The sequence below is a fragment of the Wolbachia endosymbiont strain TRS of Brugia malayi genome, from assembly GCF_000008385.1.
Taxonomy (GTDB): domain Bacteria; phylum Pseudomonadota; class Alphaproteobacteria; order Rickettsiales; family Anaplasmataceae; genus Wolbachia.
In genome coordinates this window covers 237,932-251,371 of the sequence record NC_006833.1, presented here as the reverse complement: position 1 = coordinate 251,371, position 13,440 = coordinate 237,932, and the positions used below count along the sequence as shown (strand labels likewise).

Below are 13,440 nucleotides of genomic sequence, written 5' to 3'. Positions count from 1 at the left end.
CCACTACTAATTCAATAAGATGGATTATATAGATATTATAAAATCAAGATTATTATTATCCGATATAGTAGGTAAGAAAGTCAGGCTAACAAAAAGAGGAGATAGTTTTGTTGGATTCTGTCCATTTCATAGCGAAAAAACACCGTCTTTTTTGGTGAGTAATACTAAAGGATCGTATCACTGCTTTGGTTGTTCGGCTCATGGTGATGTGTTCAATTTCATTTCACAAACTGAGGGGCTGAGTTTTAAAGAAGCACTGGAAAGGCTGGCATCAGTTGTAGGCGTTGAGTTACCTAAAACCCTTAATTTAGCTAAAGAAAACGGCGAACTGTTTTCGACGCTGAATTTAGCTGCAAGTTGGTTTGTACAAAAAAATCAAGGTATTATAGCTTATCTAAAGCAGCGCAAGATTTCACCTAAAATCATAGATAAATTTAAGGTAGGTTATGCACCAAGTTCTGGTTTGAAAGAATATTTAAACTCCTTGGGTATTGAGGACAAAATTTTAATTGATGTTGGATTGATAAATAAAAATTCTCGTGATTATTTTTGTAACCGGCTGATATTTCCTATATATAACATCGCAGGAAAAGTTATTGGTTTTGGCGGACGCGCGCTGAGCTCTAAACAACAGCCAAAATATTTAAACAGCCCAGAAAGTCAACTATTCAAGAAAAGGGAAAACTTATACGGGTTAAACTTTGCTTTAAGTGAAATACACAAAAAACAGCATGTATTTGTTGTTGAGGGATATATGGATGTGATAGCACTGCATCAAACGGGAATTAGCAATATAGTTGCTCCACTGGGTACCGCAATTTCTGCAGAACAAATAAAAAGTCTATGGAAATTTGCTAAAGAAATCTCTATCTGTATGGATGGCGATAGTGCTGGACGTAATGCTGCAATTAGAGTTGCGGAACTTGTTCTGCCAATATTAGAGCCTGGATACACGTTAAAGTTTGTGACTTTGCCAACCGATAAAGACCCATACGATGTATGTAATGAGCTGGAACATAAGAAAGAAACCGTACTCTCCGCGCTTGACCATTCAACAAAACTTCATTCTGAATATTTGTGGCATTACATAATTGGTAGCAATTTGCAAAACTATGAGAAACTTGCCCCGGAAAAATATTCAATTCTTGAGCGCAAGTTCATGGAATATGTCAATGCTATCGGTAACAGCAGTATTAGAAGGTATTATAGAGATTACTTTTACGATAAAGCTAGTGAGCTAAGAAATAGCTTCAAAAAGCAGGTTTTTAATAATAAAACAAGAGCAACGAAAAGTGAATATCTTTACAACAAATCTCCAGAGCTAATTGAAGCAGAACAAAATCAGGCCATAATTTTACGCATAACCTTAGAATTTCCTGAAATCTTGAACCATCCTATATACTTTGAGCAATTTTCCCATTTTGAATTTACTAATGTGAAGATAAAAAGATTGCAACAGCATATAATTAATGTAGCAAATAATGGAAGTGAACTCAATAAAGAGGTTTTATTACAAGAGTTAGAACAGTTTAACGTTGATGGAACCATAAAGCTTATATTTGAAAAGACTAGCATACTAAACAGTCAATTAAACAATGGGAAATCTGCGAAAACTGTATGGAATAATATAGTGTTAAGGGGGGAATTAAATGTATTACAAAGAGAAAGAATCGAAGCAAGGCTAGGCGGTGACTTTGGCTTAGAGGAAAGACTAATAGAACAAATAGAGCAAATAGAAAGTAATATACGAGAAATGCAAATGGAGTTTATTCAAAAATAGATTGCTATATTTTTAGATTGTTTGTCGTTCTTGTTGCTTTCTGTGCTGAGTCATAAAACAATAGACTTCCTGCACGGCTACCGGTCATTCAAGCAGCTCACAGAAATGCAAAAAACTACTTGATAAATTTCAACAACCTAATTATCTTAGCAGTAAGGATATCTTCGACTCACAGCTTATTTTTGATCTGCGAAGGTTCAATGATAAAATTCAGTAAAAAACTTAAGGTATTTTTTGGCGATTACATCAATTATTGTGGTTGCATGTCTTTTAAGTTTTTCTACATTTAGCTAAATCGTGCTTAAACTAAGCGTCAGCAAATTATTACAAGTGCCAATTTAAATTATTATATGGTAAAAACTAACACCACGGGGTTTTTTTTGCCTTTTTTTTATTTATTAAATTTCTTAAATACTTATAGCTAAACGACAACCGTTATTCCGCTACTTGTTAGTGGGATTTATGAGATCATGTACAGGTTCTAAGATAGTTCATGTTATCACATCGGCAATACAGCCTCTTTTAATAAAAATTAAACTAATTTCCATAATAATTATACTAGCTAAAACTAAAAGGCAGAGGGTTATTAGTGAGGAAGAATATGAACATTGAAAATATACAACAAGAATTTTTTCCTTTATTTGATAAAATAAAAAAGGAAGGTGATCCTATTTATAATGCTAGGGTTGGTTTTAATATAGTAAAGTCTTTAATAGAACGTGGTACTGGTTGGAACAAAGATGAAATATATGAAGTTCTGCAAAAAGAGCTCAACAAGATGGAAAGAGCCCAGCAGGAACTTGAAAAAGAAGCAGAAAGAGTGTTGAGTAGATATATTATTGATGATGATGTTAAGGGTGCTGTTAAAGGAGTTTCAATATACGGTAACCACGCAAGTATTAAGCTGGAGGACAATAAGAAAGAGTTTAAAATTAGCGAATTTTTAAACAGTGATTTTTGTCAAAAGAATGGAATCTCTGGATTTTCAACGTTGCACAGAGATGAGAAGAGCGGAATGCACGGTTTTGTTGCTGAGGAAGGAGAAGGGAAAGACAAGAGAAAAGTAAGGCATTATGTAGTAACCGATGGTTCATATGAAATGACTTTGAATTGGTATGATAAGGAAGGAAAAAAGTGTACTATCAGGATTAATATTAACGCCAATAGCATAAAACTTATTGGAGGTAATATTACTGAAGAGCAGTTAAAAGATCTGTCAAAAGCGAATTGGGATGTAAAAATAGGTGGTCTATTCTTACATGAGATAGAATTCAGGAAAACAAGAGAGAATGAAATTAATATGTCATTTGAAACCGCAATAAAAATTTTTGGTAGAAGCATTCAAACTACTGATATGAATCGAGAGATTGGATCTCAGAATGCAATGACCAGTACTACAAATTCTCATGCACCTACTAAAGAAAATCCTCCACTGCCACCACATAGAGTCAGTTCACTTAAAAAAGGTGTTGAACAGAGGAAGACCAAATCTTTAGACCATCAAAGTAATGGGCAAAAAGTGGAATTTAACAAATACATACAAAGTAACACTTTAGATTTACATGAGTTAAATAGCATGAACGTACCCAAGCTATTAGAACTTTTAAAAAAAGAACAAAATACTACACAGATTAATTTGGGCTGGAATAGTATTGATAACAAAAATGCAGAAAAATTATTCAGGCAAAGAGGTCTTGTAATAATGGCAAATTGCCGTGAAGAAGAAAATCCGGGGGATCAGGGTTATAACCTTCAATCGCTTTTTGAAGTTCCTACACCTTCACCACTTAGAACTAGCTCACTCAAAAAAAATGTTTCCGATGAACAAGGCGAGAATATTTCTTTCAAGCCTATAAGCCAGAGCCAAGATAATAGGCAAAAGGATGAACGATACGACAATCTTACGTTCGTTATGTTTAGATACACTACATCTGGAAGAAAAAAAACAGTTACTGAGGAGGATCTGCAAGTAAAAAGCGCTGTGTTTGCACTACCAACACAAGATGTAACATTAAAAAAAGTTGAAGGTACATTTAAGTCTGAAGATGCTAAGAAGTCAGACAATATGAGAGATAAGCAAACATCGCAAGATGGTGTAGCTTCAATTCTTGCGAGAAGAGCAGAAATTGAATTCTTATATAGTGAGAGTGAGCGTGGTGATGGGCTTTCTGATCCCGAAGATGATAGGAGCGGTAACAAAGATGAGTATCTAACGCTTTTAAACCCTCAATCAGATGATAAAAATGCGAAACGAGGAGAGAAGTATGAAAATTGTGATTGTAATGACAACCTAGAGCATATTTACGAAAATACAGATTGGTTATGTGATGATAAACAAGACAACAGGCAAAGAGATAAACGATATGACAACCATACATTTGCTATGTTTGTATACACTTTACCTGGAAGTAAAAGACCAGATGACTTGCATAGAAATGAGCAAAAACTTGATAATCAACAACAACCTGAAATCCAGCAACAAGGTCAGTCACATTCTAGACCACAATCCGATAGCAAAGGTAATTTAGACGTAAAAGGTATACAACCTAGTGCACTTTCTGAAGATGGTGACAGACCTATATCAACCAGCACTGATAAGAGGAATACAAAACAGCTGGAGTACGGAAAAAATAGTAAGGATCATAATAGTGAAACTTGTATGGTGCCAAGTAAACCAGCTGGTAAAGAGTCGAAAAGTATTCAATTTACTAACCCATCCAACCAAATGGTAGGCAAGCTAGAAAAAGTGTTGAAAAAACTAGACAGGGAATCAGAAAAAACAGTGCAACAAGTTGCTGAAGGAAGTGTCTCTATTAACAAGCCTCTATCTTCAGTTAGTACTGATGGAAATATGGATGCTGAACAAAATAGTCACACTCAATCAGAAGAGACTAATCTTAGTACACCAGAAAAAACTAATGTAAACAGCTCAACCTCGTTTAAGGAGCTTGAGCAAAGATTAAGTCAAAAGAACTATGAGTTAAAAAAAATCAGCTCTAAAGTACGCTACATTAGCCCACAAACTAAAGAATACCTAATGGAAGCTGAACTGCTGAAAGACAGTTCAACAGATATAAGAAAAGCGATAGAACGAAAAAATGCTCACACTAGTCCGACTACAGATAAAAATAGCGAGCTATATAAATTGCTAGAAAAAGATAAGACACAACTGAAAGTTAGGGTAATAGAAAAAGTAGTAGAAGGTGCTTCAGCAAAACACACTGATAATTATGATCGAAATAGAATCACATTAGGCAACAAAAACAGAAAATTACTTTGGACTAAACATGTTAAGCAACAACAAGAAAAAGGTAAAGGTATATCAATATAAATTGAGGTTAAAGTAATTACTTAGCAAACAATAGGTTTCATGTAGTGGTAAACCTATAATAGAAGAATAGGAGCCACGTAGAAATAATACGAACATTCCAGCCAAGCCTTGCATATTACACCCCCCTGCCCTATTTTTCCACTCTTCTGATGCTAAATAGTACTTAATTTCTCGTTCACTTAGGCGTTTAAATTTCACTATTGTAACTACAGTTCTAATATGTTGTTTGGACCGATCGGGAGTTAATAAACACACACTGGTGTATACTCTATGCCTTCGTCCCGATAATAAGCGAATATATTTTTCTGCTTGCTCGATGTTTTTAGCTTTGAGCAAGATCCTTCTGCCACAAGCAACGACTGTATCAATACCGAGCACAAAATAATCTGGATTTGAACTTTGTATTTTCTCAGCTTTGCTTTTTGCCATGCGGATTGAGTAATCTTTTGGAAGTTCCTTTCTTAAAGGAATTTCATCTATATCCGCTGGTAAAATTAAACCTGGCTCAATATTTATTTGTTTTAGTAAAGCTATACGCCTTTCTGACGATGAAGCAAGAATAAGGTTATTTAGAAATTGTTCTATCACTTGTACCTTTAAGCCTTCTGATTATCCTACCCTTTTTTGCATTTCTATCATAAATGCTCATCTCTACCAACACTCTATCTCCAATAATGATGCGTATTTTACTTCTTCTTACTTTCCCTGATACATGACAAATGATCTCATGCTCGTTATCCAACTTCACTCTAAATTCTGCTGCGGGTAATAAAGCAGTTACCGCTCCTTCCACTTCAAAAAGTGTTTTCGATTTTTCGTCTTTTACCATTTATTAAATAAAAATTCAATAATCTGCGTCAGTCTATATAGATCTTAAAGAATACAGAAGACCTTTTGTACTATTCTTTATCACTCAAGTTTTTCTCTTTTGGTTACTAGTGACCCAGGCATCGGCACGTGTCAAGAATTTTTATTTAGCTTAACTGCACTTTTTGCTTTATCCAATAATCCATTGATGAAACCAATTTCGCTTGGTTTATCAAGTAAATCAGATGCAATGTTAGTATATTCATTAATAACAACTGGAGCTGGTGTATCACAATTAGCTAACTCACATACTGCAACACGTAAAATAGATAAGCTTACGAGGTTTAACCGCAAAAGAGACCAGCTTGGATGTAAATAATACTCTATTATTTTATCATATTCTCCACCGCTCCTTATAACTTTATATAACAGTTTTTCTAAGAATTGATAATCAAATTCTTCGCATTCAAAAATATCTGCTAACTTACCTACATAGTTCCTAAGCCCACAGTTTTCCAACTCAAAAGTGCTTTTGTCGTAACCCATAAAAATATTTGAGTAAGCAACTTGCACAGCAAGAAATCTTGCTGCACTTCTTTTTATACGCCACTTTTTCTCTACAGGTTCTTCCTCCATTATCTTAATTTATTATATAAATCTATCATATGCAAAACAGCTGAGGCTGTACGGCCGCCGATGTTCTTTTTATCTTTATCAGCCCTTACTAGAGCTTTGTCTTTGCTATCAGCAGTGATTACACCCATACCAAGAGGTACTGTGTTATGCATAACAACTTCGTTTAAGCCCTTGATTACTCCTTTACAAATGTATTGATAATGATCCGTCTCACCACGAATTACACACCCAAGAGCCAAATAACCATCGTAATTAAAGTGCTTGCTTTTGACTGCAAAAAGAATTGCTGCTGGTATTTCAAATGCACCAGGAACCTCAATTACATTGTAACTAGCATTGCTGCCTTTTAATTTATCGGTTGCACCTTCAAGCAAAAGATTTGCTATTTCGGTATAATAAATTGAATTAACTATTAGTATTTTCGACATTTATTCCTAACTTTCTTGTTAAAAACAACTTTATTAATGATTGCTGAATTAAAGTTATGACATTACTAAATATCCAATATATTACCAAACCTGCAGGAAAAGAAGAGAAAATGAAGATGGAAATGTAAGGAAAAAACTTCATAACATTTGCTTGAATATCATCCTTGTTAGTCTGACCTTTTTCACCGATCTTCTGCTGAATTATCATGGTAATACCTAAAATTATAGGCAAGATACCTATAGAAATAGGGAAATTGTAATTAAATAACCCAAATAATGTAAAAATATTCGTTGGATCAGAGGTTGAAAGATCCTTAATCCATAAACAAAAAGGAGCATGTCTCATTTCTATGGTAACAAATAATACTTTGTATAAAGCAAAAAATACCGGTATTTGTACTAGTATAGGAAGAATGCTTGACATTGGGTTCACATTGTTTTTTTTAAACAATGCAATTGTTTCCTTATGTTGCTTTAAGCTATCATTTTTATATAACTCTTTTATACGAGCTACCTCGGGCTGCAAGCTTTTCATTTTGAACATTGAAACATATGATCTATTGGATAAAGGAAGCATCAAAAGTTTAATTACTAAAGTCAGCAACAATATTGCTAAGCCAAAATTCTTTAAAACGAAGTTAAAATATTCAAGCAGTAAAAACACTGGTTTGGTTATAAAATAAAGAACACCAAAATCTACAGCTTTATCAAATAAAGGTATGTTGAGGGTGCTTTTATAGTAATCTAGTAAATTCAACTTTTTTGCTCCAGCAAAAAAGTAATTTACATTAGAAGCACTAGTACCAGGAAGTATATTCTTGTAAGGTTTGACAAAATCTACTTGAAATTTATCAACATTGTTAGCATTCGTATGCTTAATACTTACATTTGTTTTATCAAATTTTTCAGGTATGATAGCTGTAAGCCAGTATTTATCGGCAAAACCAAACCAGTTTTTTTTACTTGTACTTGCTTTTATTAAATGTTTCTTGGCAACATTTTTATATGTCCACTCCTCTAGTTTGTTATCAAATGCACCTAGTATCCCCTCATGTGATATCCAATAAGACTCGTTAATATTATCACGCTTACGGTTAATTTTACCATAAGGAACCAAAACTACATTATCCTTTGTGTTATTTTCAACAATTTGCTCAACTTTAAACATGTAGTTATTATCAAGGCTAACTTTCATCCTAAATACAATACCATTTTCATTGTTCCAAAATAAATTGACTGCCTTTTGGTTAGTTAGTTCAGTTTTTTCTGCTTGCCAGAATGTCTTGGAATCTGGAACTTTGGTTTTACCATTTGGATCGAGCCACCCAAATTCTGCAAAATATACATCTTTTGATTCTGCAGGTGACAGCAACACTACTTGTGGGGAAGAAGGATCTGGTTCTAAGCAGTAATTAGTTAAAATTAAGTCATCAAACCTTGCACCTTTTAAAGAAATCGACCCTTTAACCATATTATTGGTCAAATTAATCCTTTGTTCTCGAGTAGAATTAATAATTTCGGAACGGCTTTGGTGTATTACAGGAGCAAGATCGTTAAAAGATTCTATGTGTTCAATATTTTCAATTAATGGGTGATCTTGTTCTGCATTGAGAAAGTTATCGTAAATAATGCGCCAAGATACTATAATTAATATAGAAAGAATAGCTGCCAAAATTAGATTTCTTGCTTCTGACATAAAACTTAAGCTGAATGTATCCCCTTAAAGGGTATACTAAATATTGTACCAAAACAATAAAATTTACTTATTTTTAATAATAACTTTTAACGCTAATCTTTAAAATTTATTTTAATGGTTTCAAATTTTAACAGTAGGCTGCTCTCTGTCATCCAGTTAGCTTGATATTGGATATATGTTCTTTTTTTTAAATTCCAACGTCATGAGTTGAAATGACTTCAGGAAATGTATTATTAACTTTTTGTTCAAATAGTGGTTATTTAAGGTCTGATATGAACGCGGTGAAAAATTTAGTTATTTGGCTACTAATAATAGTCATTACTGCAATGTTTATTGATTCACAAAAGGACAGACTAAGAAACAGATTTCTCAGCACTTTTTTACCATATAGAGGAAGAATTCAAGATAGCAGAAGTGTTGAATTTACAAAATCATATGATGGACACTTTTATATTCAAGCTCAAGTTAATGGTCATAACATAACGTTTTTGCTAGATACCGGTGCAACCGATATTGTTCTATCGCAAAAAGATGCATTATATGCTGGTATTAAGTTGCAAGATATTCAGGATTTTAAAATATATGAAACTGCAAAAGGTCAAATAAGAGCTGGAGTGGTTCAGATACCTCAAATTAAAATAGGAAATTTTTTGATTAATGATGTACAAGCCAGCGTTAACACCCATTCTATGCCTCATTCACTGCTTGGAATGAGTTTTTTAAAATATTTTCATTTTACTATAAGAGGTAATAAGCTGATATTATACTGCAATTCTACTTATTAAGACTTTACAGGTTAATATAGGAGCAGAGATAAATATTGCAGAACAAGTGCCAATTAAAATACCAAAAAAGATGATCAAGCTAAAGTCCCTGACTGTATCTGTACAAATTAATGTCAAAGGAATAGTAGCAAGAAGGGTTGTACCTGAGGTTAAGACAGTGCGAAACAATGTAACATTAATACTTGCATCTACTATATCACTCATCTGCCTATTTTTACCACTCTTTTGATATTCTCGAATCCGATCGTATATAACTACTGAATTATTGATTGAATAACCAATCACAGTAAGGAGAGCTGCAACCGATGAAATATTAAATTTAATACCAGTCAGGCTGACAAAACCAACAGTTAAAATCACGTCATGAATTAGTGCTATTGTTCCACCAAATCCACATTGCCAATTAAATCTAAACCAAACATAAAAAAATATTCCAACAATTGCAATAAACATGGACAAGATTCCTTCAAGTATCTGTGTTGAACTTATTCGTGGGCCAATATAGTCTATTTTACGGTAGCTTATTGAGCTACCCAGCTTTTCTTCCAGTACACTTTTGATCTTCTTAATTTTACCTTCATTTCCTTCCTCTCTAAAATACATGACTAAATTATTACCAGCCTTTGAACTCTGTATCGTAAAACCATTTTCTTTCAATATATTAAGGACAGCATGGTCTTCGCTTGAAGATTTTATTTCCATCAAAATTCCACCTGTGAAGTCTATGCCTAAATTCACTCCACGTAACACGACAATAAAAAGTGAAAAAATGACAAGAATAATGCTAATTAATGCAGTCAATTTTCTATATTTACTAAATTTAATATTGAGATTGTCTGGAATGAGCCTAACTGCCATATTCTTTACTCAAACTTGAATTTTATATACTTTTCAAAAGATTCACTAGTTTATTCCGTGGTTGGATCATACTAAATTTTGTTTCTTTACAGTTAAACACTTCAAGTCATGCAATTCTATCAGTTGATAAGCCAGTTATTTGGGAGATAATGTTAATAGAAATTCCTGCTTTGAACAGATTCTTGGCTATTTCTATTATCTCTACTTTTCTACTACTTTTTTTACTAAGCTGGGCAGATTTAATTAACAAATAAAATATCTTACGTAATTTTTGATCACTAATCTTTTTATAATTTCTTACTAGATTTAATATTTCTTCTCCTTTGTCTTTAAGCCAATTTTTTGGCCCTCTTTGTATAGGGATTAGATCCATAATACTTACTGACAACATCTCTGCTATGTCATATAACCTTTCAATTGGTATTCTGCGCTTTCCTTTCTCATGTTGAATTATTATTCCAGTATTTTACCCCGATCTTTTTTGCTAAATCCTTCTGAGTATATCCTCGCTCCAATATTTCACTCTTTATCCTACTTTGTAGCCTAAAGAATCAGAATGCTTCTTATCATCGCTATCATTAGAGTTGCTCATATTGCTCTCTTATATAAATAAATATATACCTTACCATAAGATTTTATAATAGTCTATTATTTTTCATAACCTTTTTTTACTTATTTATAAGATAGCTATCTATAGTAATAACTATATGAAATTTTTGTTGTAAGCTTTTATAAGATGCCTATCTTTCTCAATGAAATTTAATATAACCAAGAGCTAATACCTACAGCAACTTCTGCTCCTGTTATGGATTTATGTCGTTTGTAACTCTGTACTTCCATAATTTAATCTCCATTATAAATAGGTCTCTTGCATAACTTGAACTAAAGGCTTGACATTAAGTCGCGTGCTCTTGAATCGCTTCAGCTACAAATATTTAAGAAATCCACCAAGTAAGAAAAAGACAAAAGAAGCCCTAGTTAATATCTATTTAAAAACACTAGCGTTTTTTTATGTTTTAAATACTTAGTAATCGCGACTTAGTTGTTTTTTATTGCAACTAACCTTTAGTCATAAATGTTTTAGAAATTTACTAGGCAAAAAAAAGGCAAAAGATATATTATGGTGATAGTATTTACTCTCTAATCCTGCAAATTAGTATATTATACTGTCCTAAACGCTTTATAAGCGAGTTTCAACTTATATAGGTAAAAAATTAGAAATATTGTGAAGACATAAGGTACATATAGTGCAAAAAATTAAACATAAGATGCTAACTATATAACACTTTATTATTTTAATCTGCACAGATTGAAGGTAACTTAATACCTCCAGTATCGGGATAAGGGGGCTAGCGAGGTTTGTCAAGTAGTTTTTTCGGCTTACCTAAATGATGGCCAGGCAAAAATTGTATGGTTTGCAAGAAGCCTATTGTAAATTTCGTTAATGGTAATTCTATGACATCGCACTCCTAGTTAGCTAGTAACCACCCTATTTCTGCCACTATTTTTTGCTTTATATAAATATCTATCAGCACGTACTATAAATTTTTCAATATTATCAAGATCAGATTCTTGCATTTCTACAACCCCAATGCTTACAGTCACATTGTGTGTTGTGTTTTTATCCGAGAGTATAAAAGGTTCTGTAGCAATAATTTCGCGTATCCTTTCTGCAACAATGTATGCATCTGATATATTGGTATCTGGCATTACAACAACAAATTCCTCACCGCCAAACCTAGCTAACAAGTCTGTCACTCTGATATTTTCAGAAATTCTCTTCTGTATCTGCTTTAAAAGTTCATCTCCGGCACTATGTCCAAAATCGTCATTTACTATCTTAAAATAGTCTATATCTAGTATCATAAGAGATAATCTTCTATTTTTTTCTACAGAGTCTTTAATAATGTTTCTTAAGTGTGTATCAAAATATCTTCTGTTGTAACAGTTAGTAAGTGGATCCTTTATAGACATTTCTGCATTGTTGAATAGATTCATTCTCAAAGCATCTTGATATCTCTTGCGTTTCACTTGTAAATTGACTCTTGCTATTAATTCACTTTCATCCAGGGGCACTGTTAAGTAATCATTAGCTCCTACGTCAAGTGCTTTTACTAAGTTGTTTTTATTATAATCTTCAGAAAGGATTAGAATTGGTGTATAGCGTGTTTCTACTTTACTACGAAACTCAGAACATAAGCGTAGGCCATCAGTTTCTGAAAATTGCATGTCAGAGATAATTAGATCATAGTTATCCTCAATACCAACCTTCAATGCCTCCATTGGATCGTTCAGTATGTTAATTAACTTAAAGCGTTGCTTTAGTACATTATGTATCTGCTCTGCTTGAAAGATATCCTCATCTACAACAAGTATATTAGAGTCAAAGATCTGATTAGAATAATCCATAATACTGCTTCCTGCTACCCCACAAATCTCAGCATTAGTTTCTCCTCTTAAACGTAGTTCATCTATAACCATCTTTAGGCGTGTGAGAGACTTAATTCTCGCAGATAAGGCAGTTTCATCTATTGGTTTAGTTAGAAAATCATCTGCGCCGGCGTTAATGCCTTGCACTCTATCGTGAGTGTCATGCAGCGCAGTCACCATAATTATTGGAATATGGGTTGTCAGGGGGGTGCTCTTTAAGTTCTTACAAACTTTAAAGCCGTTTATTTTTGGCATCATGATATCGAGTAATATAATATCAGGCTGTTGCTTTGCCACTAAATCTATAGCTTCTTCACTATCATGAGCTACAATAACCGTGTAGTACTCTGCTTTTAGTCGAGCTTCTAAAAGCTTAACATTAGATGGCACGTCGTCTACTACTAGAATCCTCGCTGTCATTATCTTTAGGCGTATTATCTATATTGTAAGTAGGATAAAGTTTACCATCTTTACCAATTATGTAATTTACTTTCTCGGTGTTATACTCTTTATATAACTCTTCAATTCCAGCATCTTTCAATAATCTTCTAGCTTTTGATTTTATGATCGTAAGATACCTATATATATTCTTAATAAGGTCAATGAATACAGGTACCTTATTTTTATCAAGAACAATTATACTAACTAAAACTACAACTAAAATTTCTGAAAGACCTATACTAAACATT

12 protein-coding genes are annotated in these 13,440 nt (G+C 33.1%); 3 read left to right on the top strand and 9 right to left on the bottom strand.

Going from position 1 to position 13,440, the window contains the following annotated elements; translation table 11 throughout:
• Window positions 1-19: 19 nt before the first annotated feature.
• Together dnaG and WBM_RS05020 are read left to right on the top strand one after the other, a co-directional pair.
• Entirely contained in the window at window positions 20-1,780 is a 1,761-nt protein-coding gene (gene dnaG / locus WBM_RS01140) for a DNA primase (protein WP_011256395.1), read from the top strand.
• Between the two features lie 601 nt (window positions 1,781-2,381).
• On the top strand, window positions 2,382-5,111 hold the full coding sequence (locus WBM_RS05020; RefSeq protein ID WP_011256394.1) for a hypothetical protein: 2,730 nt from the start codon (window positions 2,382-2,384) through the stop codon (window positions 5,109-5,111).
• Here the strand turns inward: WBM_RS05020 and WBM_RS01130 are convergent.
• The 5 genes from WBM_RS01130 to yidC all read right to left on the bottom strand — a co-directional run bounded on the left by WBM_RS01130 (window position 5,103) and on the right by yidC (window position 8,678).
• Entirely contained in the window at window positions 5,103-5,699 is a 597-nt protein-coding gene (locus tag WBM_RS01130) for a Maf family nucleotide pyrophosphatase (RefSeq protein ID WP_011256393.1), read from the bottom strand. The two genes, WBM_RS05020 and WBM_RS01130, sit on opposite strands and share 9 nt — an antisense overlap.
• Window positions 5,677-5,940, bottom strand: a complete 264-nt coding sequence (infA, locus tag WBM_RS01125) for a translation initiation factor IF-1 (protein ID WP_011256392.1) — start codon at window positions 5,938-5,940, stop codon at window positions 5,677-5,679. The genes WBM_RS01130 and infA overlap by 23 nt, the downstream gene beginning before the upstream one ends.
• A 131-nt stretch (window positions 5,941-6,071) precedes the next feature.
• The gene (gene nusB / locus WBM_RS01120) at window positions 6,072-6,554 is read right to left on the bottom strand and encodes a transcription antitermination factor NusB (RefSeq protein ID WP_011256391.1); all 483 of its coding nucleotides are present in this window, start codon (window positions 6,552-6,554) and stop codon (window positions 6,072-6,074) included.
• On the bottom strand, window positions 6,554-6,982 hold the full coding sequence (locus WBM_RS01115; protein WP_011256390.1) for a 6,7-dimethyl-8-ribityllumazine synthase: 429 nt from the start codon (window positions 6,980-6,982) through the stop codon (window positions 6,554-6,556). The genes nusB and WBM_RS01115 overlap by 1 nt, the downstream gene beginning before the upstream one ends.
• Complete coding sequence (yidC, locus tag WBM_RS01110) at window positions 6,960-8,678, bottom strand: membrane protein insertase YidC (RefSeq protein ID WP_011256389.1); 1,719 nt, start codon at window positions 8,676-8,678, stop codon at window positions 6,960-6,962. Before yidC ends, WBM_RS01115 begins: the two co-directional genes overlap by 23 nt.
• Before the next feature lie 272 nt (window positions 8,679-8,950).
• Here yidC and WBM_RS01105 point away from each other — a divergent pair, with 272 nt between their 5' ends.
• Window positions 8,951-9,463, top strand: a complete 513-nt coding sequence (locus tag WBM_RS01105; RefSeq protein ID WP_041571541.1) for a TIGR02281 family clan AA aspartic protease — start codon at window positions 8,951-8,953, stop codon at window positions 9,461-9,463.
• On the opposite strand, the gene secF is transcribed toward WBM_RS01105, so the two are convergent.
• The 4 genes from secF to WBM_RS01085 all read right to left on the bottom strand — a co-directional run bounded on the left by secF (window position 9,440) and on the right by WBM_RS01085 (window position 13,439).
• Window positions 9,440-10,321: a protein translocase subunit SecF gene (gene secF, locus WBM_RS01100; RefSeq protein WP_011256387.1), complete on the bottom strand. Its 882-nt coding sequence runs from the start codon at window positions 10,319-10,321 to the stop codon at window positions 9,440-9,442. The genes WBM_RS01105 and secF overlap by 24 nt on opposite strands.
• A gap of 106 nt (window positions 10,322-10,427) precedes the next feature.
• Entirely contained in the window at window positions 10,428-10,694 is a 267-nt protein-coding gene (locus WBM_RS06810; RefSeq protein WP_050707658.1) for a hypothetical protein, read from the bottom strand.
• A 1,100-nt stretch (window positions 10,695-11,794) separates the two neighbouring features.
• Window positions 11,795-13,171, bottom strand: a complete 1,377-nt coding sequence (locus WBM_RS01090; protein ID WP_011256385.1) for a PleD family two-component system response regulator — start codon at window positions 13,169-13,171, stop codon at window positions 11,795-11,797.
• Window positions 13,131-13,439 carry a Sec-independent protein translocase subunit TatB gene (locus WBM_RS01085; protein WP_011256384.1) on the bottom strand — a complete coding sequence of 103 codons (309 nt, stop codon included), beginning with the start codon at window positions 13,437-13,439 and terminating at the stop codon, window positions 13,131-13,133. Before WBM_RS01085 ends, WBM_RS01090 begins: the two co-directional genes overlap by 41 nt.
• Window position 13,440: the final 1 nt, after the last annotated feature.